The sequence below is a fragment of the Gimesia sp. genome, assembly GCF_048262075.1.
Classification (GTDB): Bacteria; Planctomycetota; Planctomycetia; order Planctomycetales; family Planctomycetaceae; genus Gimesia.
This window is the reverse complement of sequence record NZ_JBLXFK010000001.1, coordinates 932,973-958,058: the sequence shown is the minus strand read 5'-3', so window position 1 is coordinate 958,058 and position 25,086 is coordinate 932,973. Positions and strand designations below refer to the sequence as shown.

Below are 25,086 nucleotides of genomic sequence, written 5' to 3'. Positions count from 1 at the left end.
GTAAAAGTATTTTGGAGCGATATCGTGAACCGGTTATTTGTCTTACTCATATTATTGTTTCCATCATTTGCAGATGCCGAGCCAAACACGATCATTCATATCCTCAATTATCACTATGTTTCACCAGGGGAATTCGCAGCCGACCTGAAAGACCAGGACAACACGGTCACTCAAGAGCAGATCGACAAGGCATACAGCTACTTCCTGAAGGTGGTTGAAGCGAATCAGCGGGATCAGATGAAACTGCTCCGGCGGCTGATCAAGGAACACAATCTGAAGGCTGTCTACGTCGAAGGACTAACAGAACAGAACCATAAAGGAACGCTACGGTTCATCGAGACTCTTAAGAAGTACGAGCGAACAAAGACAGATCCACCAGAAAGCGGTATCGACAGACTGGTTGCAGCACAGAACAGACTCGACCGTCTCGAACTGGGGGCAGTTGGGCTGCTGGTTGTCTCAGGCGAACTGGAGACGATCCTACCAGCAGAGGACTCAGCAGCCTTTGATGCAGCAAATCCGGTTAAGGCTGATGGTTCAATAGAGTTTGATAAAGAGGCCGAAGAACGGCGCGAGGATGCGATTGTCAGAAACCTGTTGAAAGCTGATGGAGTTGCAGTAATCACTCTGGGAGAAGCACATGTTTTGAGTGACAATCTGCGGCGGTTGGGATCGGACTGTAAGTATAAGCTGGTGGTTGCTAACCCACAGGTGATTAAACGGGCCCCATCAGTCAAAGAATGACACATTTGAAGGAGCACCAACTACAAACGTACTGCACTTATAAAATCTAAAGTAGTGACGAAAGGCTAAGTATTATTGGATTTATGGCTATTCGTTAAAAATCCGTGAAAATCCTCTTGCCTAAATAAACTATGCAGTGAATAATAGGTCGTGTTACATTCACTTTGGTCGAGGATCTAAAATGTTGCCTACACTCACTCACTTACAGTTTTACGTTCTTTCTATATTGATGGAAGGACAGAAAACGGGGCGTGAAGTCAGAGAAATGCTCCGAACAGAACATGGACAGAAGAAAACACTGGCTGCGTTTTATCAGCTCATGTCACGTTTAGAAGATAGTGACCTTATCAAAGGTTGGTACGAGTCGAAACATATTGATGGTGTAACGATAAAAGAACGCAGATACGAGATCCTGGGGGCAGGAGTAAGAGCTCTTCAATTGCAGGATGAATTTTATAATTCAATACGTCGTAAAGTCGTATTTGGAGGTGCTTGATTATGGTAGGAAGAGCCGAATTTAATTTTCCGGATTTTAAAAAAACTGAACCTCCAATCGTCTCATCAACATCAAAGGGAGACTATGAAATCCAGGGAGCAGAATTTGATTTGAGTGCGGTTTGGGAAAGGATAGCCTCTTTCGCAATCTCCCAACTTAATAACATCAAAAATTTGGCCGATGCTTTTCAAACGACTTCAAAAAAATTAACGCCAGGCTGGCCCCGTTTCTGGGAGATGGGACAATATCTTTTGCCAAAAAAGACACGGGAGCGAGTTTATACCCCCGCTCATCAGGAGCTTACTGAGGATTATATCAAAACCAGAAAGATTCGTTCTAAGTGGGCTAGGCGATGGTTAAATCTCTGTTTTACATTTAGAACGCTTTTACTAATTACCGACTGCTGGCGTGCTCTACTTACCGACAAGTCATTTCAGATGCTTTTAAAATTAGTTCCGGTACCTTTTCGTGAATGGTGGTCACGCCCTCGGTTCTGAAGAACCCTTTGCGCTATCTTATCAACTTGAGTTAACTGGCTCTGTCCACTTTGAGGTAGACCAGTAAGACGTATGCTGATCATTGAGACTACGCCAAGAGGCTTAGAGGTTGTGGAAAATATGCGGCTGCGGTTTTGTGGGGATGTTTCGTAATTAAACGTCTAAAATAGATGTGAGCAGATAGTGTTTTAAATTCACTTAATCAGGTGTCAGGTATTCGTTAAGTAGATAATCAACGTCTGCTATTGTTTGGACTCGGAACATATCGGTAAAGTGGCTTCTTTTGAATTCACGCAGTTTATTGAGCCTCAATCCAAAGAAGGAGAATAAACGCCATTTAGCATACCGTTTTACTTCCTTTGATTTATCAGGCCCGATTTCCAATCCGGTAAATATCAAGTCGTATACAGAATACAGAACTATCAAAAATACCATTGGGGAAAACATCAGTGACATAGCAAAAGGAAAAATGAATTGCCGAAATGTATCCCATAGGTCGAGAGTATCGAATCCGGTATAAGCTTTCCAGATTGAATAACCTAGCAATCCTATCCCACATAATCCAAGAATGACATCAAACAGAAGTTCAACATCCTTAAGCTTATCATCTTGGCTTGCGACAGCTTTCGTGACTGCGATCACAGTAATAAATGGCACAAAAATCAGTTCGAGAATTAGAGGCATTGTGAAGAAATTTACCATGAATTCAGCCAATATGATTGCCTTGATCGAATCTTTAAACACCTTCTTGAAAACAGAATTATCTTCGGGTGATGTGATTAAATCACCAGTTACTAATACACCAGTAAAGAACAACCAAACAGCTGCATCCTTAACCATTCCTGTATTCCACAAATTGATCGAATACAATAGAGCGCAGGCACAAGCGGTGTAGGCAATCATAATGAAAACCATCAATAGTATTTTTCGGCAGAGAATTGAGAGAACTAATCGCACTATCGATGCTCTGACGTTCGGTTCACACAAGGCCCATATCATGAACGCGGAAAACCATATCAGAATGGAGATCTCTCGATTGGTATACAATAAATATTACCTTGTCAAAACGTGCCCGCTTTTTTCGTTGAGACTGTATAATATGAAATTGATGCTATGGACTATTAACGTCAAAAGCAAGGAAAACTACAGAGTCAGGTTCTCATGAATTATTTCAGGATACCTTTCTCATCTGTCAACAACACGCGGCTAGGTTCGCTACCGAAACACCAGCTCCCTGAACTGGTTTGCCGCGCTGTTTTTCTTATCAGGGATTATGCCACAGGGGGCAATTATGGATTTTCCAATCGAAGATGAGAAGCTGAAAGCAGCGTCTTCCAACCTTGTTATTTACCTCGTGTATGCTGTGAGGGTGATCAACTGGCATAGCTGGGAGAAAGCCAGGGTAAAAGACAAAGCCAAGCGGGAGAAAGTAACGGCAAATTTCGACAGTATGGAAAATAAGGTGAGGGAAAACTTCCCGAATGCGGATGAGATTATCAATAATTCATTTCATGTTTTTGCTGCTAAGTCTGATCTGTACTCGATTGAATCCGTAGCCATCCCATCTACCAACCCGTTTATATTCGTTGAAGAGTATGACGAAATCATCGGAACGAGCGCTCACCATGCTTGTGTGTGTTTCCTACGGCGGTGCCTGCGGGCTGATTTCTGGAAGGACAACCAGTCTGTTATGGATCGGTGGAAGTCTGAACTGCTGCCAAAACTCAACCAGAATCAGCTACAGTTGCGGATGTATTGGGAACGGATGCGCGTTTTTGAAACTTCTGATTTCGGAGTCAATCATAATTATGAAGGGATTCCCACTACAGATCAGTTGATTGAGGACGCAAATTCCAAAGGGGAGAAAATCAAGAAGGGATTTCACTCGCCTACGGAAGACATTCCGTCAACATTCAGTGATGAAAAAAGAGACTCATCTTGCAGGCTCACTGGGAATCAGGCTCAGTTAGCCCACGCACTAGGCTTATCAGAGTACCGGTTCAAGCAGAAGGCAAGAGGTAAATCAATTTGGGTCATACAACATACACCTAACGATCTGGAGGTGTTGATTCACAAAATGGATCGACACAAGGTTGAGGAATACCGGAATAGACTCGCTGAATATGAGCCATCTCCCCCAAAAAAGAAGACTTCCCGTAAACGAAAACAGAAGTAATCTGAAATAAAATAAAGTAATCTAAAACAACCTTAAATCCTCTTTTTTTACTGACACAAAAAAGGGTTCTTTAGTCTTCTCACCCTGATCGGACCGCTTATAAATAGTCCAGACGGTGACTCACAGCGAGTTATCACAACGGACCATTTAGTACGATTTAGGGAGAAGTCATGTCAACTACCATTTCTCAGAATCCCCCCCTGCTGTTATCCGAAGCTGAAGCCGGTGAACTGCTCAATGTGTGCGCGAAAACCGTGTACCGGATGCGGAAAGAGGGGAAGATTTCATTCTTACGTCTTCGCGGAGTAGTCAGGTATTCCCGCGACGATCTGCTCGCCTTTATAGCTGCAGAATCGAAGACCGTCTCAGCAGACGACTCAACCACAACGGACAACGCCCCCAGATCCTAGCCGATCCGAGGGCGTTTTTTCGTGTATCCAAAGGACACAAATAACAGGTAACCATAGTATGAATGATGCGTGCGTATTGGTCAACTGTTTTCCAGATCGGGAGTGCGTTTGACCATGAATAAAAACATTCTGACCAACTTCAAAGAAGTGAAGGTTACGAACAAAGACGGTTCGGTAAAAAAGGCATGCGTGCCTAAGTCGATGCAGGAGATGGTGAAAGAAACACAATCTTTCCTGAAGGGCTGGCCGAAGGTTTGCGGCAATGAGCTGTTCTACCATGATCATAAATCAGGCACGAAGGTTGATTTCATATCGAATGCGGCGGCGCTGGGCGGGATCATCGGCACATTAACAGGGCAGCCGTCTAAGTTCCTGAATTTTCCAGGCTATCACAAACTGTCTGAATTCTTAAAAGAGCTGATCCGGGTTTCTGAGAGATTCGATGACATTGCTGATTTGCCACACGAACCGAAAATGCCGGGTACTTATTACGCCTGCGATATTCCAGAACCGGGAAATGGTGATGCGCTGCAGGGGTTGGTTGACCGTTTCAGTCCAGAGACTCAGATTGACGCGCATCTAATTCTAGCTGCAATCGTGACGCTGTTCTGGGGTGGTCGTGGAGGACAGCGGCCCGCGTTTCTGGTCACCTCAGACGATGGACCGGGCAGCGGTAAAAGTCAGTTTGTGAACTGCTTGAGCAAACTTGTAAATGGCAAACTGGATATATCATCGAAAGAAGATTCTTCGCAAATCAAACAGCGAATGCTTTCAACAGAGGCCACAGGCAAGCGGATTTTCTCAATTGATAATCTCAAGTCATACAAGTATTCAAACTCAGAACTTGAAGCCATGATTACGCTGGCTGAGATTTCCGGCAAACGTCTCTATGTTGGCGAAGCGACCAGGCCGAACACGTTCTGCTATTTCATTACGGTGAATGGTGCTTCTCTCTCAAAAGACCTCGCTCAACGGTGTGTGATTATCAAACTTTCCAAACCGCGTTACTCGCTCGGATGGGAAGACGAGATTCACGATTACATCGAAAAATATCAGGCTGCAATTATCTCTGATGTGATTGGTTTTCTCAGGAAAGACGTTGAAGAGCTGGAACACGTAAGCAGCCGATGGGGACCATGGTATCGCGACGTATTGTCCAGGCTACCCGATCCAATCGAAGCCCATAGGGTTATTCGTGAACGACAGCAGATCACCGACGTTGACCAAGAAGAGACTGGAATCATTGAAGACTACTTCAGGGAAAAACTGAAGGACTGTCAGTACTTGGTTGATACTGAAAAAGTCTTCATTCCTAACCCCTATACGGTCGAACTGATTACAGCAGGTGATAGTAAATCTGATCTGGATGGTTTGTATCAACTGAATTCCCGTTACAACGGCAAGCAGCAGCGCAGAGACCACGTAAGCACCACCAGAGTTAATACCAATATGGTAAGGAAACCAGGTGCAACAATGGTTCTGTCTTTCGTCGGAACGCATGACAGCGGGGAGGTGATTAGAACCAATACCCTGACGGTTACACATGCTGCGATCACAACCACAGTTTACGAGGGGACCGGATACCAGCTCACGAAACAGTCAGGTGATGCCTCTCTCCCTGACGATGTTTGGTTGTCCTACAATCTCGAGGCGAACATGCCTTTATGGTTTGAGATCGATCAGGATTGCAGCCTAGACGGTCTTTATACCTTATGGCCGGATTATCTACCCACTACCACAGACGCAGAGTTTGCAACGTCTAAAGGCTACTTTCACCAGCCAGACGGAACCAGATCGACACTGCCTTACCACATGGAATACAACGCGTCGTCGGATGTATTCACCATTGATGCCGGTGATTTTGAATATACCTGTGATCTGTCAGACTTCAGTTTAGAAAACGGTTCTAAGATGACATTCAATAAAACGGTCGATACTACTGGTTTTGATCTGCCTGACACCATGACAGTAAAGCGACCGGCAACAAGTTACACGCGCACTATTAGACTGGAAGATCAATTATGAACGGACAATTTGAAGCCTTTGAATTATATCAGACGGTTGCTCAAGAGGGGGAATCATACCCGGCAGCGCCTGCCCAACCTGACATACTGACTCAAGTTCAGAACGCGCCTACTGTCTGGCATGTTAAAAAACTGAACAAAGCAAAACACACGACACGAAGCCTGCCAGACGTTCACGGAATCGGCGGTGAGGATACCGGCAAGGTTCACAGTATGTTTGTGATGGGAAACGGCCCGGTGTATGGAAATTATACACTTACCAGGGGTATGGTGCGGGCGTATCTGCCTGAAGGAACCTATCTGGCTGGGTTCTGGAATAATGGTCAGTTATTCGGCGTACCCCTCACAGAGTCGATACCGACAGTAACGCCAACGTGTAATATTGAAGTGTATCCAGTGAATACGACATCGGACGCGGAACGAGTTTTCTATAATAATCTGGTCGACAGCAATATTGATATCCTCTTGGTACACTCTTTAAATTTCGGCGGCTCAGGGCAAGCGTATAACAGCGGTTGCACATGGCAGCCCCCTTTGTATCCCGGTGAATCAGATACAGACAACCAGTTTATTGAGTTTCTGAAGACAGGCAGGTCAATCATAATCTCTGCTGAGCAGGAAAGTAGGCCCCCTGATTTATTCGGCCAAACGTTTGACGGTTGTTTTAGTCAAGATGATTGCGACCAATTGAACGATTTCTGCTCTTCTATCGGTGGGATTGCGACCGTATCGCCTGCAGACCTAGCACCAGCAGCAGCAAACCCGGCAGGCGTGGAGTGCTTCACAGGCTCTATTGTGGCAGACGACGAGCATCCTTTTTGCCTAGATGAGAATGGAGATCAAAACGTTTTTTACTTCCAGGTGCGCGGGAGTGGGAAAGTAACCGCGAACGGTAGCACTGAATTAGCGTATGTCTGGGATTCTGGAACGGGAACGGACTCAAGTAACTGCTTGATGGCTGGTAATCAATACGATGCCCCCAATGCCGGGTGGGTGTTCCTTTGCGGAGACGCGGACATGGTGAGAAATGAAATTTGTTACGGCCCGGATATGAGTGTCATGTTTTCCAATATCTGCAGACTTCAGAACGGCTTTAAGATACCGACAGAATGAAGATAACAAACCCTAACATGCTAGCGATTGCCAGCGGGCAGACTGATCATCCTGACGCAGCGGTGAGGGTGTACCGGGCTGAGTGGGAGAAGCAAGGCTATGAACTCCCTGACTGGAAGCCGAGCGGCAAGGTGTCGGGCAGTTCAAAAGGTTGCGGCGGGTGCCAGAAACGGCAGGCGGCCATGAATCGAGTGATACCGGGTTCTGGGGATCTGCTGGAAAGTGTTCTGACTGCCATCGGATTTAAGCAGGCTGAGAATGAGTGAAAAGGGCGTAAACCGCTATGTTTTACCGAGTGGCAGTTTCTGCCGTTCGAGAGATTCACCAAAGGTTCATTTTGGACCTTTGGGAAAAACAAGGCAAAAACCGCTATGTTTTGCCAGAGTCTCAAAATGAGACTTTGGGAGAATACTCGACTGTCCAAAATGGACACTCGACAAAATAAGGCAGAAAACGCCTATGTTTCTCCGAAGGTCCAAAATGAACCTTCGGGAGAACCGGCAATTTTTGGGAGAGTAGTTATTCAGAAAGAATCAAAACAATACTTAAGCGGTCTGTTTAACCGTTCGCCTCTGTACGGTCATCATGGTGCCGACCTTCTCCCGTTCCGGTACTGTAATCTGTTCTTTGCAAACCGGGCAGGGAAACGAGCGCCCCGCGTGCTTCTGGTCATTGTTGACGGTGGAACCACAGTGTTTACAGGGCCATATCAACTTGTCTTCCTTGATCCAGACCTTTACCCGTTTGTTGTGGCAGCCAGGGCAGAGAACGGCAGTTCCCGAGACACGCGATCCGCAAACATTACAGGAACCGAACTCAACCAGCATTGCGATCACGATTCCCAGCGGCCCGAGCAGGAAGCCAACAGCAAAGGCTTTGCCCGGATAGCGATCCTGAACGAAAGCGGCAATCATGCCACAGACAAGAGACGTAGCAAGAATGGTGAAAATGAATAAACCAGAATTACTATCGTTTGACATGGTATCCATAAGAAGAAAGCCCTTTGCAGTAATGACGGATAGTGCCTGCTTCCCGTTTGTGTCTGTTGATGGTATCCAGCGGGTGCAGGTGTAGCAATGCGGGAGGCTGGAATGATGATTTTACAGCGGTCTGTCTGCTCCACAGTAGGGGCAAAGATATTCAGCACTGGGGAAACTGTTACGACATCGTTTGCACTGTACCAAACGGGAAGCCTCAACCCTTTTCCGATGCTCGAAATAAATCAGAACCATCAAACCCGGGAAGCTGAAAATGAAACAAAACAGAAACCACAGTTGCTTATATTCGGTGGATATCAGCAGAGAAACCAGAGCACAGGCCAGCAAATAGGAAAAGATAACTAACTCAACCATATCGAGGCCCCTTTCTGGTTCAGGATGGAAACGGCAATGATCATCATACTCAGTAAATCAACTGGTCGGACGAGCAATGTAATAACCAGGGGGCGTGCCTGCTTCCCGTTTGCGTTTATTCATGGTACAGGCTGTTTTTTGGACAGACAAGCATTATTAACCCTTAATGCAATATTGACAGGGGATGCAGTCGGGGCGATACTGCTTTCTTCTAAAAGCTATATGCGTAAAGTAACAAATTCTAAAATCAATAAAGTAAACAGGAGCGCCAGCTCTTGGCAGTGTGGAATTTCCGTGAGGGATTCCGGGTGGCACTTTACCGCCTTAGAAGCAGTGCTCAGAGCTGGCACTCTTTTTTTACGTACTGTCCTCAGTGCGTGGAAAGGTGGTTCTCAATGACCACTACACAAAACCCCTCTTGCAGCTGTAACGCTCAAACCGTTTCCCCAGTTGACCAGCCACAGCAGACCGACGACCAACCGCCAGAGCTGGCAGAATGGCCGGTCTATATGTGTTCCGTTCCTGCTGACTGGGAGCCAAAATCAGGTAGCGCACTTCCCCCCAATGCAAAGCGGTTTAACAATGGCCGAATTGCCGTTGAAGTCGCGACTATGCTCAATCGTGAGATTCTGAAGCAAAGCACAGACGGAACTGTTCAATCATGGTTTATCAGGATCAGCAAAAGGTCAGAGGTACAGGGTGTAATCAGTGTTTCGATTCCTGCCTATCTGGGCTGGAAGCCTGTAGACGCGCACGACATGCCCCCTGCACAGCTCACCATTAAGGGGATGCTTGCCGATGCCCGGCGCGAAGTGGCAGCGATGAATCAGGCTTTATCTGACGACCAGTACAAAGAACACAGGTTTTATATCGGGTTCTCCATCAGTGCTGTACCAGAGTGGAAGCAGAAGCCAGCACAGCCTGAAAAGGTTGAAGCTGATCCGGTGAAAGACCAGGAACGTAAAAAGGAATTCGGAACAATCTACCTAGTAGATATCCCCAGTGATTACGATGCATCGTCAAGCTGGAAGGCATTGCCATCGTTGTTCCAGAAAGTCAAAAATAAAGAGATTGCCAAGATTGCAGCCGTTGGCGGAAATCAAAGGATTCTTAACAGGTCGCAAGATGGAACCGTGCAATCATGGTATGCCGTTGTAGAGGCGGTCGGTGGTTTCGGTATCGTGCAAATCTCTCTCCCTGATGGCTGGAAGCCTGCAGACGTGTACGACATGCCTAAAGCATTCAACATGATCGAAGGGCGTAAAGAGCGAACCGAGTACATCAAAACACTCAATCAGCAGCTCGACCGGATAACAAACAAGAAGTCGCGTAAACGTGCTTATTCTGCCTTGCGGGTATTTCGTCCCGAAACCACAGAAGACCAGCCAGACGCGAAACCAGAGCCTCAGACAGTGCCTGCAGAACGGAAGCCAATTTCAGCAGGAACCCCGGTTGCAGACTGGGAACAGTTCATCCCTCAGGGCGGGAATCCTGTAACGGTGTCGGGTATCCGGTATGCCTCAGACGACAGGCAGCCACTGACAGCGGTTGACCTGCTGAAACGTCATGGACTCGAGATCCATCAAGTGAATGTTGACCAGCGGGAAAAACGGATTGAACGATTTTTAAGTGAGATGAAGTAGCGTGATTCTCCCCAGTCTGGCCGGTGCTGGGCTGGGGTTTTCTTACTAATTGCAGAAAAACAGCATGATATTTCATTTCCCGTTATGCAGAATGGCAAGTATCGGATAGTCCGGCCGCTTGAACATTCATCAAATGGGAATAGAAGAAATGAAACAACAGAAAGAAGCGTTGTCAGGCGCAGATGCAAAACATGGTTATCCTTTCGGCTGTAATGGTGTGATCGATTACGAGGCAGCAGCAGACCGGCTTGGCGTTTCAAAGCGAACTGTCGATCGTTACACGAAGAAAGATCGATTCCGACATGGGAAACATCCAGACGGAAAGAACGTCGTTTGTGTGAGGTCCCTCAATGAATACATATCTAGCCTAGAAAAATAATCGGAGTGAAACCCAATGAACCGACCGAAACCAATCAAGCCGATTATGCCTTTCATACTGGGATCGATTTACCGAAAGACTGATGCTCAGGATCTACTGAGAATAGGGCGAGACCTGATGACAGCCCTGAAGCGGAAAGGATTGATCGAAGTTCTTAGGATCGGCAGCAAAGAGTATTATCAAAAACTGCAAAAAGGAGACCGAAAAAATGAGCAATCCTAAAGAACAGTCAACTGGAGCTGACGCAAAGTATGGGTATCGATTCGGTTGTGATGGTGTGATGGATGTCAAGGAAGCAGGCGACACACTTGGTGTCTGTGAACGCACGGTGTGGAACTACATCGAACAGAATCGATTCCGACACGGTAACCATCCGGGAGGGAAAAAGATAATCTGTACTCGGTCGCTTCGTGAGTACTTATCCAGCCTGGAAAGTTGACCGGGAGTGAAATCAAATGAAACGACGGGAGGGCAAAATGAGCGAAACTAAACTAGATACAAGTGGACTACGAAAGCTCGATCTTAATTGCATCTATCCAGCCAGTGAAATAATGAGAATCACAGGAGCAGACAAAGAGGTAATGAAGCTGTTGAAACGCGATGGTCTTGAATTCCGCTGGCTGGTGGGTGATCAGTGGATAAAGGCTATTGACCTCTGGGAAATGATGAAACCGGTTTTTAACAAATACGCAAAACAAAAGACTGAGACCAGTGAATTAGACTCAACTATTACTGACCAGCCCGGACTGGCTACATATGCTGAAGTTGCTGAGTTTCTGAAGATCAGTCGTACAACTCTTCACAGGCTGGTGAGCAAAGATGAATTGCCAGTTATCTACATCGGAACTGCTCCCCGTATTGAGTGGTCAGAGCTGGAGAAGTATTTAAAGAAACAGCGAGCATCATCAAAGACTGCCAGAAGGAAACCGAAAAAATGAATCATCAGAAAGAAGAGCTGACAGGAGCTGATGCGGAATATGGATATCGATTTGGCTGTGAGGGATTGATGAGCCTCAAGCATACAGCTGAGTTTTTGGACGTTTGCGAGAACACGGTTCGCCAACTGTGCAAAGACGGCTATTTACGAAAAGGCAAACGACCTTACAAGGGAGCGAAGTCAGACCAGCACAAACGCGTCGTGATTTGCCGTTGTTCGCTTCGTAAGCACATTGAATTAACTCAGGAGTAGAGGATGGTGAAATTATGGCGAGTGTAAGTACAGATAAAAACGGTCACAGGATTATCCAGTTCTACGACGCGTCAAATCGGCGTAGGACGTTAAGAGTTGGAAAGGTACCTATCAAGACAGCGAATTCCATACGGTCGCATGTAGAGCGTCTGGTTTCGTCTCAGATCACAGGCCACGCGGTTGACGATGTAACCTCGCTTTGGGTGTCGAACCTGGATCAGAAGATGACCAAGAAATTAGCCAATGCCGGATTGATTGCCGCGCGGGAGTCTTCCACGTTGGGAGAATTGGTCGATAGTTTTATTAAACTGCGAACAGGTGACGTGAAGCCTCGCACAATGGCGAAATATACTGGAGTCAGAAAACACTTGATTGATCATTTTGGCGAAAACAGACCGTTAAAATCATTGACCGTAGCAGATGCAAAGGAGTTTCGCGCGTTCCTGATAAATAAGAATCTGTCAGAAAACACGGTTCGCAAAGTCTGCGGTGTATCTAAGACATTTCTTAACTTGGGGATCGACAAGGAACTACTCTTAAAGAATCCGTTTGAGGGGGTACCTTCAGCATTCGTGGCGACCAGGGTGCGACATTATTACGTCACGCCTGCAGAAATCGAACAGGTGATTGCTCAGTGTCCTGATGATGAATGGAAACTGATTATCGCACTGGCCAGGTATGGAGGGCTCAGAACGCCATCAGAGACGTTTGCTCTGACTTGGGATGATATCTGCTGGGAGAAAGATCGGTTCTATGTCAGGTCTCCTAAAACAGAACGCTACGCAGGTAAGGAAGGACGCGTTGTGCCGATCTTCCCAGAGCTGCGACCATACTTATACAAGTGTGCTGAAACTGCAGAGGATGGCGCACAGCAGGTGATAACAAAGCACAGGCCGAATAGTCACAATCTGAGGACTCGGTTTCATAGGATTATCACACAAGCCGGTTTGGTTCCGTGGCAGAAAGTGTTCCAGAATCTACGTTCCAGCCGGGAAACTGAACTGCTCGAACAATTCCCGATTCAGACGGTAGTGAGCTGGCTTGGGAATAGTCCGCAAGTTGCACTACAGAGTTACCTGTTAGTGAGGGAAACTGACTTTGAGAAGGCGGTGAAAAGTGATGCCACAGGCGCTGCAGACCATGTCGAATTAGGCCGAACTAAAGGTGACAGCGTGAAGGTGGCAAACTAATGAAAGTCCTACGCAGTCAGTGTTTTTCGTTCTTAGTCCTGGCAGGGCATGTTTGTATAGTAGCCGAGGTGGGACTCGAACCCACACGCCCTTTACGGACCCGGGATTTTAAGTCCCGTGCGTCTGCCATTCCGCCACTCGGCCATGCTGTTTAAGAGTATATAGCGTATTAAGTTATGCAGTTCAACCCAGTTTACCAGGAAAATCCCGGCCATTTCTTCGCCCGATGAAATATTTATAGCTCACGTGTCATGCGAAAAATGTTTTTCAAGAAGTTGGTAGTCTCTCCTGGACTGTATACAGTTTTAGTGTAGCGACTCCAGGGCTGTTTGGCCCAAGTCTATTCGATTGAGAGATACGATAGTTAAATGTGATGCGCTCTTGCTGGCTGACTGCAAATATGGGATGGATTAAGATTGTGAATGAACCTCAATTCGACCCGGCAGCCGGGAACTTCTGTCTCTGTTCTGACCGGGAATTAAGAGATTATGAAGGAATCTGCTTAATACGTTTCGTCCGCCAGACCACGGGCACGACGACGTCGGCGGCGACGGTGGAGCCAGCGTTCGCCATCTTCGGCTTCAGAGAAAAAAGAACCAGAGAGCAGTCGATAGAAAAACAGGAGGACAAAGGCGCCGCCTGTTGCGGCGAGAAAACCAAATGTACTGATCGGAGTGACCCGGGCTCCATCCCAGAAAAACATCAGAGTCCCACATCCGACCACGCTGCCGCCGATGCCCATCAACAGAGTGCTCACAGCGCCCCCAGGATCTTTTCCCGGCATGATTGCTTTGGCAGCCAGACCGACCAGAGTCCCAAAACCTACCCAGACTAACATCTCGTTAACGGCTTCCTGGAGGATTCGGCTGGTATTCTCATCCAACATTATGACGGTCCTTCGTCGATAAATACTTATCAGTAAAAACTTTACAGTGTAGAAGTGATAAGGGCTTGTATACTGGAAGTGAGCCTTTTATTACTTGTTATTATCATTATCGTCAACCCCGGCCTGAAACTTGGGTAATCAAGTAACGAATTGATTTTAGCCTAAAGTTTTGTAGCGTTAAGTAGTGCTTTGAAGTCCGCAACTTTGAAGCAGAGTCTGTTAAATGCGCATGAAAATTCCAGAGATGATTTCCGTCATGACAGGCAGAGTTCATATACTGACTGCTCCAAGTTGGGAAATATTCTGTTTCTAACTGCGGAAAAAGAATCAGCCACTAAGCCAGTCACTCCGATTCGCTGCGACAAACTCATCATCATTCAGATGGGGGTAAGCTGCATAGATGCGGTCTATCTCTTCCAACTGACCATGGCCGAGAGTCTCGTTGGGATTGAGACACCAGGTGCCTTCGAGTAATCCCTGGCGTCGCAGCACATCGTGGATGCCGGGGATACAGCCTTGGAACCGGTTGGCAACGTCAAACAGCACCGCATTGCAGTCAGTGACCTCGGTGTTGCGATGCAGGATGGAGAGTGGGATATCCGAGTTTGTGGCTGCGACCTGCTGGCATTCCTTGAGAAGTTCTACGGCTTTGCTGGTCCAGACCGCCCAGTGACCGAGCAGTCCCCCCGCGATTCGACGCTCGATCTGCTTCCCATCTGAATTGAAACGAAAAGGCGTGACTAGATCAAGCACGATGTTGTCATCATTGCCGGTATATAAGGCTATCTCCTCACGGCCCGATTCTGCAACAGCCCGGATGACGTCCAAAGTATGATAGCGATTGAAGGGGGCCATCTTGATTGCAGCGACATTTTCGATTTCGCAGAATCGGCGCCAGAAGGAATATGGCAACAGACGTCCGCCTACATCGGGTTGCAGGTAGAAGCCGAATACAGGGATGACTTCCGAGACAGCCTGACAATGTTGAATCAAAGTGTCTTGATCGGCGTCTTTCAAGGCAGACAGACTGAGCAGGCCGAAATGGTAGCCGGCTTCACGTGCGATGGCAGCTTCACTGGTTGCCTGTTTTGTATCTCCACAGATCCCGGCGACACGCAGGAGGGGATTCTCGCGCAGCGCATCGGCACGGTTCATTTCTTCTGCTGCCAACTCCAGAACGGGCTGGTACAGGTCAATGCCGGGATTACGAATTTCAAACTGCGTCGTATGTACGCCGACGGCCAGGCCGCCGACACCGCTGGCGATATAGTAACGCGAGAGTGCCCGTTGTCGTCGCTCATCCAGTTTACGGGAAGCAGTCAAAGCAAGAGGGTGAGCGGGGATGGCAGTTCCCTGCTGCAGAATTTCAGTGATCAGAGAAGCATTCACGGTTCTAAATTCCTGAACTATCGATCGTTGATGCCAGACAGGCTATGATTAAAATTTGCCACTCCGCGATTCAAAATGCGTCGGTTTGCCCAGCAGTGGCTGTTCGTTTTGAATCCAGTCAGCAGTCCAGTCGAAGATCTGGTCCACATTGATCTGAGGTGTACCATAACGTTTGTGTCCGAATTGACCGTTATTGAGCAAGGCATCTTCGGCCTCTATTCCAGTAAATTTGGGTTGTTTCTTGAACCGGTTACCAAACTGTTCACAGATGTCACGAACTTTGAGTATCTGAGGTCCTGAGACATTTAAGTATGCCGGGGGGGAAGCAGCATCGGGCATTGAGCAGAGTGTCATTGCATTCGCGTCCCCCTGCCAGATGACATTCACATAACCCATGGAGAGGTCAACCGTCTGCTCGTGGTAGACCTGCAATGCCAGATCAACGAGCACGCCGTACCGGCATTCGGTAGCGTAGTTCAGACGGATGATGGTCATCGGGATATTCAGGGTACGACTGAAGTATTCGAACATCCGTTCGCGTCCCAGGCAGCTCATTGCATATTCACCGACTGGATCAGGCTTGTCTGTTTCGACCGAACCCTGACCGGAAGCCGGGACCAGGCCATAGATATTACCTGTTGAGAATGCGGTGATCCTGCTGTTTTGGTATTTGTTGCAGACTAGCGCGGGGAGATAGGTGTTCATTGCCCAGGTAAGGGACTCATTGCCTGTGGCGCCAAATTTCATCCCTGCCATATAGATGACATTGGGGACGTCGGGCAGGCTGTTGATAAATTCGGTATTGAGCAGATCCCCTTTGATGGTCTCTATCCCCAGTTCTTCAAGAGGCTGTCTGCTGGCTTCATCAGAAAAGCGGCTAACACCAGTCACCCGTCTTTTGATGCCTGCGGCTTCATCGCCACGTAGAATCATGCGGGCTAATGTCGGTCCCATTTTGCCGGCAATACCCAGCAAAATAATATCTCCTGTCGTCTGCTGGAGTGCTTGAATCACCTGGGGAGTGGGGCGGCTTAAGAGTTCATCGAGTTGTTCGATCTGATTGATCTTCTCTGGGAAATCGGTAGTCATGATATGGCTGAAACTATCAGTGTTGAAATTGAATAAAGCGAGGTTTGTTCCACGTTACCGCATTATGGCAGGTTCGTGAATGAATTGGAAATCAACGTTAAGTTATTCCCGGGGAAGCTCACAGGCCAGGAGTTGATCCCAGTCGGGCAGGTCGGCTGAATTTTGTGAGAAGTAACTGGTGACGACTTTGCCTTGATCAAGTATCAGGGCGGCCCCCAGTTGTTGAACATCCTTGCCTGGAATGCCGGGAAGGTAACCAGAAAGAATTGTGGTTTTAAAGCCGGACCACCAGACAGCTGGGCCTACGGTCTCAGACAGATTGCCGCGTTTGACCTGAAAGAGTTCGTAGAGCTTGCGTTCCGGGTCGCTGAAACTGAAAACGTTCTGTAACGAGTAGTGGGACAACAATTTCGTTGCCTCTTTTTCATCCATCATATGCACAATGGCCAGTTGCAGATGACGTTCCGCCAGTTGAGCAGAGAGTGCTTTCAGTTGATCAAGTACCTGACGACAGAACGGGCAACCACCGTGTCTGAGAAAAACAACCAGTACCGGAGTGTCATCTGACAGCTCTATGAGCGTTTTTCCCTGAGCAGAAGGAAAGCGGGAAAGGGACTCTCGGAACGGGGGGGATTCCATGGAAAACTTTCGGTTTGAGAATCATGAGCCTGATCAGACTGTCGCGTAAGATCAGTTCAGAAGTGAAGGTCTCTATCCAGCTTACCACAAGGCGTCCGGATGTGCCTTGTGAAAGTTCGAAATATTCTGCACTGTGTCTTCGATCGTTTCCAGGTCAGAATAGAACATGGCCGTGGGATCAATCTGTTTTTCTTCAAGAAAATCGATTTCTGCCTTCACTTGCGGGATGGTGGCGATCTGAGGAAAGACGACCAGCCAGAGCAGGCAGACGGCGGCTAACAGTAACAGGAATCGAACCCATCGCTGTCGGGAATGAGCCATACCTTCCGGTGATTTTCCAGAACATGATTCAGGATGTGTGGTAAACACTCTAATATACAGACTGTTGTGAGGTTTAAAAAAGTTCGTGAATGACTTCACCGTGGTCGATGGCAGCAATGGGTCTGCCTGAGTGATCGGGGAAATAAGTTTCAGGATCCATACCCAGCACACGATAAATAGTGTGGTGAATATGCCCGGGGCGTACCGGTCGGTCAGCGGGGGCTTCCCCCAGTCGGTTGGTGGAACCGATGATGCGTCCGCCTTTAACACCTCCGCCACCCATCAGGCAGGTCATCGAGTTCCCCCAGTGGTCGCGGCCCGGGGTTCCCTTGCTGAGTGGAGGACCGCCGTTACCACCATTATTCATGCGTGGTGTTCGACTGAACTCTCCACAAAGTACAACGAGCACCTTCTCACTCAAGCCACGCTGCGCCAGATCTTCAAACAGAGCACTCACTGCCTGATCGACGCGAGGCAGGTAGCTATCCATTCCACTTTGCAGATTCCAGTGGTGATCCCAACCACCAAAATGCACGGTAACAAATGTAGTTCCCGCTTCGACCAGACGGCGTGCCAGAAGGACGCTTTGTCCCCAGGTGTTTCGGCCATATTTTTCACGTAGCTCATTATCTTCTGTGTTCAGATCGAATGCCTGCCGGGCCTTTTCCCCGGTCACCATTTCGTAGGCCTTCTGATCCAGTCGATCCATGGAATTGAGCATGCCTGACTGATCTACATCGCGACGTAACTGGTCGAAGCTTTTCAGCAGAGTTTTTCGTTCTTTGAGACGATCGATCGACAGGCTTGTATTGGTGTTCAGATTCTTGACCTGGAAATTCGGGCTGTTGGGATCGGATCCGGTTTCAAACGGGTCATGTTGCACGCCCAGAAAATTTCCTCCAAAATAGCCCGGTCGCAAGCCGATGCTGGAGGCATAGGGGACCGAAACATAAGCAGGCATGCTGGGATCCCGCGGGCCCAGGACTTTGGTCGCCATGGACGAGATCGAAGGGTTTCGTCCGGGGGTGCTACCACCACTCACGCCACCACGACCGGTGAGCATCCAGTGGCCGCCGGTAAAGTGGTCGCCGGTGTTATGATGTAATGAACGCACCAGCGAGAATTTGTCAGCACATTTTGCCTGCAGCGGGAACATTTCGGTGATGTCCATGCCTGGTACATTCGTGTGGATGGGATTCCAGATTCCCTTATACTCACTCGGGGCTTCGGGCTTCAGGTCATAGAGATCCATGTGGCTGGGGCCACCATCCAGCCAGAGTAGGATGACTGAAGTATCTTTCTTTTCCACACCCGCCTGTTCGGACAGCGATTTCGCGTGCAGAATTTGTGAGAGACTGGCCGATCCCATCCCGGCGATCCCTGCCTGTAGAAAATGGCGTCTGCTGATGCCATCACAGTACTTCCCTGATTTACCAAATTCAACGCGGAACATATTTGCGATCCTTAGCGCGAAATAAAAATAAGAGTTCTCTTATGTGTGTATTTTATTGATCGTGATCTGGTTTCGTCAATAAGGAACCACATTGATTTATGGCGAATTACAGGCCCGGGTAACAAGTTCCTCAGGGAGAGCTGAGTGACTATCAGGAAGTTTGTTCCGATTTCCGTTTCGCAGCTCGATAGATCACACCGTTGATTTCACCACCGATCATCAGGATTGCCCCGGTCAGATAGAGCCATGCCAGCAGCACAATGAATCCCCCGATCGTGCCATAGGTTTCGTTGTAGTGGGCAAAATTTTCGACATACAGGCGAAAGCCCTGCAGCATCAGGACCCAGCTGATGATGACAAACATGCTGCCGGGAGTAAAAATCTTCCAAGGCAGCGTAATACTGGGGACGGCCCAGTAGATCACTGAGGTGGAAATCAACATGAAACCGCAAGCCACAGACCAGCGGACGCCAGCAGAAAATAACAGATGCAGCCAGGCGGAGTGAAAATTTGCGATCAGCAGACTGGCAATTTCAGGCCCTACTACCAGAAGAATGGATGCAGTGAGCAACAAAATCAGAACTCCAAACGTCAGTAGGAGTGCCAATCCACCCGATCTGAGAAATGATCTGCGATGTTCGACTTCAAAGACAGAATCCAGGCCATTTTCCATCGTAATAAACAAGCGGATTCCCCCCCAGGCGAGTAGAAACACCCCCCCGATAATCAGGCTAAGGGTGGTTTTCTGTTGTATATCTGAGATTTGATCAAACAGCATGTTGGAAACATTACTTGGTAATCCCTGATTGATGGCATTTTCGATGCTCAGAATCACGCCCTGAATCGGCAGTTGTGCGAGACATCCGATGATGACAATCAGTAAGGGGAAAAGTGTGAAAATGGAATAATAGGCAAATTGCGCGCTGTGGGCGCCGAGCTGGTGCTTGTTGTACCCTCTCAGCGTTTGAATAATTAAGTCCCAGGGAGTCAGCCCTCCGAATTTCCACATGGCGCGGAACCCAATTTTTCCCAGCTGTATCTGTTCCTGTTCTGTCATTTCAGGCCATTCTTATGTGTTGTGATTTCGTACTTTAGGGTGACTGGAGTGGTTTCAATATAATTGAAGCGAATTCGTTATAATTCCTATAATCATTAAAGGTTAACATTTTGAAATGTCGATGACAGTGATAAGGGGAACTTGCATCAGAAGTTCTCCCTCACCGAACTGACTGAAACTACTAAATTTGAAGAACAGAGATTAATCGGATTTTCAAAATGAATTCGTTGCTCAAACTGATTGCGGGAATTGTACTTTGTCTGCCACTGACGGGTTGTGCGGGTCCGGGATATTATGATCCTGCTACTGGCATGGTGTGCAGCGGTCCCATGTACGGCCCCACAGATTTCATGGATGATATCAAATGCAAGCTTTCAAAGCACCGTGCTCAGCGAATGATGAAACATTGCTGTAATCCCTGTTCGTCTTGTGATCCTTGCAATACTTGTGATCCCTGTGGTGGAAGTAGTTTTGGTGGTACGATTCCCGGCATGATGACTTCAGGAACATTCAGTTATGGCGGGGACAATGGTTCTATGGAATCCTACCCCACGCCAAGCTATGCTCCGCAGTCCAGCTGTCCCACTTGTGGGCCTCAGGGCTATTCGGGGCCACAAGCTTATGAAACCCCTCAAACCTACGAAACGCCTCAAACCTATGAAGGCGAATATTTGCAGGAGTCCGTACCGCCAGAGACCGCCCCACATACAGGACCGGCCACTGTGGTTCCCCAGAAAATCTCACCGGTTCCCCATAATGGAGCAAAAGGTGTGATGGGCAAACCAGCACCGGCTCCAGCTGCGGAAGAACCAATGTCATCGGTTCCTCCCGCATTATTGCATGCCCCGGCTATGATTCCCAGTTCCGCTCAACCGCGTCAGGGAGCCCGGCCAGTGCAGTGGGTTCCAGCCCAGGTTCATTAGTCTTTCGCGACATCAAACGAACAGATCAGCGGGGACGGAGAGTTGAGCATCCCCATGCTTCACAGGCAAAGACGGGATTGTTCAGAAAGGATCAAGTGGTGTGAATCAGCCTGATCGTGTGAATCAACGGTATCTCAGGCTGCGAAGCCAGGATTATTCTCGAATTCTTATCTGCCTTGCTTGCGGCCTGTTTTGTCTGTTCACTGCTGAAGTCGAGGCGACTGTCTACGAAGTCGGCCCCGGCAAAAAATATTCCCTGGTCGAGAAAGTTCCCTGGGAAAGTCTGGTTGCCGGGGATGAAGTGCAGATTCATTGGCGAGCTCAGCCTTATCACACCAAGTGGGTTCTCTGTCGTCGTGGCACTAAGGAGAAACCGATTGTCGTCAAAGGCATTCCCTCGGAAAAAGGGGAGCTGCCTGTTCTCGATGGGCGCCGGGCAATGACGCGTCCCCAGTTACGATTCTGGGGCGAACAGCGAGGCGTTATCAAGATTGGTGGCGCTCGCGACCCTGCAGATACAATGCCCGCTTATATCGTGATTGAAAACCTTGATATTCGCAGTGCGCGTCCTTCCTTTTTCTATTTCAGTTCGGAAGGGCTGCAGAAATACTTTCAGAATGCGGCGGCCATTTTTATTGAAAAGGGGGAGCATATTACGATTCGTAACTGCTACCTGCATGACTGTGGCAATGGGCTGTTCGTAGCGTATGAGACTAAAGATCTGCTGGTCGAGAACTGTTCGATCTACCATAACGGGATTGCCGACAGTTATTACGAACATAATGTCTACACAGAGGCAGCGGGAATCACGTTTCAGGGGAACTACCTGGGGCCATTACGAAAAAACTGCCTGGGGAATAACCTCAAAGACCGTTCGGCGGGACTGGTTGTGCGCTACAACTGGATAGAAAGCGGAAACCGCCAGCTGGATCTCGTCGATTCCGAAGGCGGCGATAGCATTCGCTTTGATCCCCGCTATCGCAGCAGCTACGTGTATGGAAATGTGCTGGTCAAACTGGAAGAAGATTCCAACAGCCAGATGATTCACTATGGCGGCGACAGTGGTGATGAAAGTGCCTATCGAAAGGGAACACTGTTTCTGTATAACAACACGATGGTTTCCAGGCGATCCTCAACAACTCTGGTAAGACTCTCTACCAACAGCGAGCATCTGGAGTGCCGCAACAATATCTTATTTACCACGCATGCAGGCAGCAGTTTAGCGATTCTGGATGAGAAGGGGACAGCGGGCCTCAGCTATAACTGGATCAAATCGGGCTGGAAAGCCGCCCATTCCAGCAGTTACGGGAATGTGAAATCAGAAGCAGAAATCCATTCCGGTGATGATCCTGGTTTTCAGGATGAAGCGAAGAATCTCTTCTTTCTGACGGCAAAATCTGCTTGCCTTAACAAAGCCGGTCCGCTTACGGCTGCGATTCAAAAAAACTTCCCAGTCACACAGCAGTTCAAAGGTCCGCGTGGAATCGAAAAACGCCCCACAGTATCGTTGAAAGACCTGGGGGCGCTGGAAAGAGAATCAGAGGAGTAACTGGTTCATCTTATTTGGATGAGCCATACTGCGCGGCGACTTCTACCAGAGTTTTGACCATGCAGCCAGTTCCCCCCCCTTCGCGGTGAGGGGCATTCGCAGATGCAAATGCCGGTCCAGCGATATCCAGGTGAACCCAGGGGGTTTCGCTGACAAAGTTCTCCAGAAACTTAGCGGCTGTGATCGCACCGCCCCAGCGGGTTCCGATATTCTTAAGGTCGGCGACATCGCTTTTCAGTTGATCGGCAAACTGCGGAAACATGGGCATTTCCCAGACATCTTCTCCGCTGGCTTGTGCTGCATCCTGGACCGCTTGGGACCAGTCGGCGTTATTTGCAAAGACCCCGGTTACTTCTTCGCCCAGGGCAACTACGCAGGCCCCCGTCAATGTCGCCAGGTCAATAATGTTGGAAGCACCACGATCGACGGCGAAAGAGAGAACATCCGCCAGAACGAGTCGACCTTCAGCATCAGTATTGAGGACTTCGATTGTTTTGCCGTTGCGGGCCGTCAGGACATCTCCCAGTTTAAAAGACGAACCGTTGACCATGTTTTCCACGAGGCCCATATAGCCGATGACATTCACGGGCAGCTTGAGTTGGGCGATTGCATTCAAGGCTCCCAGGACTGCTGCGGCGCCCCCCATGTCACACTTCATTGTTTTCATGCCGTCGCTGGGCTTGAGGGATAGTCCACCACTGTCGAAGGTGACTCCTTTGCCGACCAGCGCCAGGGTCGGAGCAGAAGCGTCTGCCCCCTGGTATTTCAGAATGGCCAGACGGGCTGGCTGATCGCTGCCTTGTGCGACGCCCAGCATGGAGCCCATCCTTTCCTGTTTGAGTTGATTTTCATCCAGAATTTCGGCTTCGAGTCCTGTCGACTTCGCCACTTCGAGCACACGGTCAGCAAAACTGATGGGGAAAATGTCTCCCGCATGGCGGTTGACCATTTCCCGCGCGAGGTTGATCGATTCCCCCAGAACCGAACCACGATCCACTGCCTGCTGACAAGTGGCTGCATCACCGTTGCCTGCGATCGTGATCTGCTGGAAGGGAGACCGTGCTGCTTCTTTGCGATACAGATCCTGGCCGACGGCACCCACGATCATTGATGCGCTGATCACAGTGGCGAATTGTTCTGACGAGAGTGAACTGTTTTCGATCTCGGGCAGGGCAACGACGACACTGGTATTCGGTTTACTGGAAATCGAACGGGCGGCGGTTTTCATCGCTTTTTCCAGCGATGCGAGACTGATGTTTTCGGCAGTTCCCAGCCCTGCCAGCAGAATGCGTGGTGTTTTGATTTCGGTGATGCCGAGCAGTGTGGTGGTTGTGCCGGCCTTACCTGTGAAGTCTTCGCTTTCGATCAGTCGGGAAATCAGACCGCCTAATGCCTGATCCAGTTCAGCAATAGGGGCATTCAGGGGAGCCGATTCGGCCAGCCCCAGAACCAGCCAGTCAGCAGTGAGAGAGGAGAGTGATTCATTTGAAAATTGCGTTGCCATCGGTTCGATCAGTCCCTTTATTGTTGAAAATCATCAGATTAAGATAGGTTTGTTCCACAGATTGGTTGTTCTACAGTTTAGCAGATCAGGAATAAAAACGAAATGAGAGACATCAGGATCGCTGCCGTCCAGTTTGAACACCGTAATAGAGACAAAGCTTTTAATCTGCAACGGATTCGTGAACTCTCACAACAGGCGGTCGAACAGGGAGCAGAAATTGTCAGCTTTCATGAGTGTTGTATCCCCGCTTACACGTTTGTGCAATCATTCTCGAAAGAGGAACTGCTGGAACTGGCGGAGCAGGTTCCCGATGGCCCTAGTACCCGGGAGCTGATGCAGATTTCACAGGAAGTGGGAGTGCCGATTCTGGCGGGGCTGTTCGAAGTGGATCAGGGTGAAGTCTATAACACCTATATCTGCGTGGATGGCGGTGAACTGGTAGCCCGTTTTCGCAAGCTACATGCGTTTGTGAATTCGCATCTGGCTTCAGGCAGCGAGTATGTGGTTTTCGATCTGCGGGGATGCCGCTGTGGTATTTTGATCTGTTACGACAATAACCTGGTTGAGAATGTGCGGATGACAGCGATGCTGGGGGCCGACATTATTTTTATGCCTCATGTGACCTGCTGTCTGCCGTCCGTGATGCCCGGACGCGGCCTGGTGGATCCTGCACTCTGGCACAATCGCGATCGTGATCCGGTCAGGTTACGTCAGGAATTTCAGGGACCGAAAGGGAAAGGCTGGCTGATGAAGTGGCTGCCTGCACGGGCCTATGATAATGGCGTGTATGCGATCTTCACAAACCCGGTTGGCATGGATGATCAGGAAATCAAACCGGGACTCTCGATGATTCTGGATCCGTTTGGGGAGATCATAGCCGAATGTACAAAACTGGGGGATGATATCGCGATTGCGTTGTGCACGGATGAAAAACTAAATCAGGCCGGGGGACGTCGTTACATACGTGCCCGTCGACCGGACCTGTATGGAAAACTGGTTGAAGCACCGGTGGAGCCACCGGTCACAGAGCCTGGCTGGGAACTGAAACCGTCCAGTTGAGTTT

Annotated in this window: 28 protein-coding genes and 1 tRNA gene; 18 read left to right on the top strand and 11 right to left on the bottom strand. The window is 48.7% G+C overall.

All coding sequences use genetic code 11. From position 1 onward, the window contains the following. Positions 1-24 precede the first annotated feature (24 nt). From ACN0YH_RS03575 to ACN0YH_RS03565, 3 genes are all read left to right on the top strand, one after another. Positions 25-744, top strand: coding sequence for a hypothetical protein (locus ACN0YH_RS03575; protein ID WP_417378173.1), 720 nt, complete (start codon positions 25-27; stop codon positions 742-744). A 181-nt stretch (positions 745-925) separates the two neighbouring features. After that, positions 926-1,240: a hypothetical protein gene (locus ACN0YH_RS03570; protein WP_417378172.1), complete on the top strand. Its 315-nt coding sequence runs from the start codon at positions 926-928 to the stop codon at positions 1,238-1,240. A gap of 2 nt (positions 1,241-1,242) precedes the next feature. Then, positions 1,243-1,737, top strand: a complete 495-nt coding sequence (locus tag ACN0YH_RS03565; RefSeq protein ID WP_417378171.1) for a hypothetical protein — start codon at positions 1,243-1,245, stop codon at positions 1,735-1,737. A 198-nt stretch (positions 1,738-1,935) separates the two neighbouring features. Here the strand turns inward: ACN0YH_RS03565 and ACN0YH_RS03560 are convergent, their stop codons facing one another. Continuing rightward, positions 1,936-2,577, bottom strand: a complete 642-nt coding sequence (locus ACN0YH_RS03560) for a hypothetical protein (RefSeq protein WP_417378170.1) — start codon at positions 2,575-2,577, stop codon at positions 1,936-1,938. 451 nt (positions 2,578-3,028) lie between these two features. Between ACN0YH_RS03560 and ACN0YH_RS03555 the strand changes: the two genes are divergently transcribed. The 5 genes from ACN0YH_RS03555 (at position 3,029) to ACN0YH_RS03535 (ending at position 7,726) form a co-directional block, all read left to right on the top strand. Beyond that, positions 3,029-3,913 (top strand): hypothetical protein, encoded by an 885-nt coding sequence (locus ACN0YH_RS03555; RefSeq protein WP_417378169.1) that lies wholly within the window; start codon positions 3,029-3,031, stop codon positions 3,911-3,913. Between the two features lie 170 nt (positions 3,914-4,083). Continuing rightward, positions 4,084-4,323, top strand: a complete 240-nt coding sequence (locus tag ACN0YH_RS03550) for a helix-turn-helix domain-containing protein (RefSeq protein ID WP_417378168.1) — start codon at positions 4,084-4,086, stop codon at positions 4,321-4,323. Between the two features lie 114 nt (positions 4,324-4,437). Next, entirely contained in the window at positions 4,438-6,348 is a 1,911-nt protein-coding gene (locus tag ACN0YH_RS03545) for a hypothetical protein (RefSeq protein WP_417378167.1), read from the top strand. Next, positions 6,345-7,460: a hypothetical protein gene (locus tag ACN0YH_RS03540; RefSeq protein WP_417378166.1), complete on the top strand. Its 1,116-nt coding sequence runs from the start codon at positions 6,345-6,347 to the stop codon at positions 7,458-7,460. Before ACN0YH_RS03545 ends, ACN0YH_RS03540 begins: the two co-directional genes overlap by 4 nt. After that, the gene (locus tag ACN0YH_RS03535) at positions 7,457-7,726 is read left to right on the top strand and encodes a hypothetical protein (protein WP_417378165.1); all 270 of its coding nucleotides are present in this window, start codon (positions 7,457-7,459) and stop codon (positions 7,724-7,726) included. The genes ACN0YH_RS03540 and ACN0YH_RS03535 overlap by 4 nt, the downstream gene beginning before the upstream one ends. A 279-nt stretch (positions 7,727-8,005) precedes the next feature. Here the strand turns inward: ACN0YH_RS03535 and ACN0YH_RS03530 are convergent, their stop codons facing one another. Continuing rightward, positions 8,006-8,440: a hypothetical protein gene (locus ACN0YH_RS03530; protein WP_417378164.1), complete on the bottom strand. Its 435-nt coding sequence runs from the start codon at positions 8,438-8,440 to the stop codon at positions 8,006-8,008. Between the two features lie 111 nt (positions 8,441-8,551). Between ACN0YH_RS03530 and ACN0YH_RS03525 the strand changes: the two genes are divergently transcribed. The 7 genes from ACN0YH_RS03525 to ACN0YH_RS03495 all read left to right on the top strand — a co-directional run bounded on the left by ACN0YH_RS03525 (position 8,552) and on the right by ACN0YH_RS03495 (position 13,213). After that, entirely contained in the window at positions 8,552-8,803 is a 252-nt protein-coding gene (locus tag ACN0YH_RS03525; protein ID WP_417378163.1) for a hypothetical protein, read from the top strand. Between the two features lie 404 nt (positions 8,804-9,207). Then, entirely contained in the window at positions 9,208-10,455 is a 1,248-nt protein-coding gene (locus tag ACN0YH_RS03520; RefSeq protein ID WP_417378162.1) for a hypothetical protein, read from the top strand. 148 nt (positions 10,456-10,603) lie between these two features. Continuing rightward, complete coding sequence (locus tag ACN0YH_RS03515) at positions 10,604-10,834, top strand: hypothetical protein (RefSeq protein WP_417378161.1); 231 nt, start codon at positions 10,604-10,606, stop codon at positions 10,832-10,834. 208 nt (positions 10,835-11,042) lie between these two features. Continuing rightward, complete coding sequence (locus tag ACN0YH_RS03510) at positions 11,043-11,273, top strand: helix-turn-helix domain-containing protein (protein ID WP_417378160.1); 231 nt, start codon at positions 11,043-11,045, stop codon at positions 11,271-11,273. 37 nt (positions 11,274-11,310) lie between these two features. After that, positions 11,311-11,772: a helix-turn-helix domain-containing protein gene (locus ACN0YH_RS03505; protein WP_417378159.1), complete on the top strand. Its 462-nt coding sequence runs from the start codon at positions 11,311-11,313 to the stop codon at positions 11,770-11,772. Beyond that, positions 11,769-12,023, top strand: coding sequence for a hypothetical protein (locus ACN0YH_RS03500; RefSeq protein ID WP_417378158.1), 255 nt, complete (start codon positions 11,769-11,771; stop codon positions 12,021-12,023). Before ACN0YH_RS03505 ends, ACN0YH_RS03500 begins: the two co-directional genes overlap by 4 nt. Before the next feature lie 224 nt (positions 12,024-12,247). Continuing rightward, positions 12,248-13,213 carry a tyrosine-type recombinase/integrase gene (locus ACN0YH_RS03495; protein WP_417378157.1) on the top strand — a complete coding sequence of 322 codons (966 nt, stop codon included), beginning with the start codon at positions 12,248-12,250 and terminating at the stop codon, positions 13,211-13,213. A gap of 60 nt (positions 13,214-13,273) precedes the next feature. Here ACN0YH_RS03495 and ACN0YH_RS03490 read toward each other — a convergent pair. The 8 genes from ACN0YH_RS03490 to ACN0YH_RS03455 all read right to left on the bottom strand — a co-directional run bounded on the left by ACN0YH_RS03490 (position 13,274) and on the right by ACN0YH_RS03455 (position 20,047). Further along, positions 13,274-13,357 (bottom strand) — tRNA-Leu (locus tag ACN0YH_RS03490). Positions 13,358-13,715: 358 nt separating this feature from the next. Further along, entirely contained in the window at positions 13,716-14,099 is a 384-nt protein-coding gene (locus ACN0YH_RS03485) for a GlsB/YeaQ/YmgE family stress response membrane protein (protein WP_417378156.1), read from the bottom strand. 327 nt (positions 14,100-14,426) lie between these two features. Then, positions 14,427-15,488, bottom strand: a complete 1,062-nt coding sequence (locus ACN0YH_RS03480) for a dihydrodipicolinate synthase family protein (protein ID WP_417378155.1) — start codon at positions 15,486-15,488, stop codon at positions 14,427-14,429. 48 nt (positions 15,489-15,536) lie between these two features. Then, the gene (locus tag ACN0YH_RS03475; RefSeq protein ID WP_417378154.1) at positions 15,537-16,577 is read right to left on the bottom strand and encodes an NAD-dependent epimerase/dehydratase family protein; all 1,041 of its coding nucleotides are present in this window, start codon (positions 16,575-16,577) and stop codon (positions 15,537-15,539) included. 102 nt (positions 16,578-16,679) lie between these two features. Beyond that, a complete protein-coding gene (locus ACN0YH_RS03470) occupies positions 16,680-17,216 on the bottom strand; it encodes a SelL-related redox protein (RefSeq protein ID WP_417378153.1) in 537 nt (178 codons plus the stop codon). Positions 17,217-17,297: 81 nt separating this feature from the next. After that, positions 17,298-17,537, bottom strand: a complete 240-nt coding sequence (locus tag ACN0YH_RS03465; protein ID WP_417378152.1) for a hypothetical protein — start codon at positions 17,535-17,537, stop codon at positions 17,298-17,300. A 73-nt stretch (positions 17,538-17,610) separates the two neighbouring features. Next, a complete protein-coding gene (locus tag ACN0YH_RS03460; RefSeq protein ID WP_417378151.1) occupies positions 17,611-18,990 on the bottom strand; it encodes a DUF1501 domain-containing protein in 1,380 nt (459 codons plus the stop codon). Positions 18,991-19,141: 151 nt separating this feature from the next. Continuing rightward, positions 19,142-20,047, bottom strand: coding sequence for a YihY/virulence factor BrkB family protein (locus tag ACN0YH_RS03455; protein ID WP_417378150.1), 906 nt, complete (start codon positions 20,045-20,047; stop codon positions 19,142-19,144). Positions 20,048-20,265: 218 nt separating this feature from the next. On the opposite strand from ACN0YH_RS03455, the gene ACN0YH_RS03450 reads away from it, so the two are divergent. After that, positions 20,266-20,970 carry a hypothetical protein gene (locus ACN0YH_RS03450; protein ID WP_417378149.1) on the top strand — a complete coding sequence of 235 codons (705 nt, stop codon included), beginning with the start codon at positions 20,266-20,268 and terminating at the stop codon, positions 20,968-20,970. A 100-nt stretch (positions 20,971-21,070) separates the two neighbouring features. Continuing rightward, a complete protein-coding gene (locus ACN0YH_RS03445) occupies positions 21,071-22,519 on the top strand; it encodes a right-handed parallel beta-helix repeat-containing protein (RefSeq protein WP_417378148.1) in 1,449 nt (482 codons plus the stop codon). A gap of 10 nt (positions 22,520-22,529) precedes the next feature. On the opposite strand, the gene ACN0YH_RS03440 is transcribed toward ACN0YH_RS03445, so the two are convergent. Then, positions 22,530-24,023, bottom strand: coding sequence for a leucyl aminopeptidase (locus tag ACN0YH_RS03440; protein ID WP_417378147.1), 1,494 nt, complete (start codon positions 24,021-24,023; stop codon positions 22,530-22,532). Between the two features lie 102 nt (positions 24,024-24,125). On the opposite strand from ACN0YH_RS03440, the gene ACN0YH_RS03435 reads away from it, so the two are divergent. Then, a complete protein-coding gene (locus ACN0YH_RS03435; RefSeq protein WP_417378146.1) occupies positions 24,126-25,082 on the top strand; it encodes a nitrilase family protein in 957 nt (318 codons plus the stop codon). Positions 25,083-25,086: the final 4 nt, after the last annotated feature.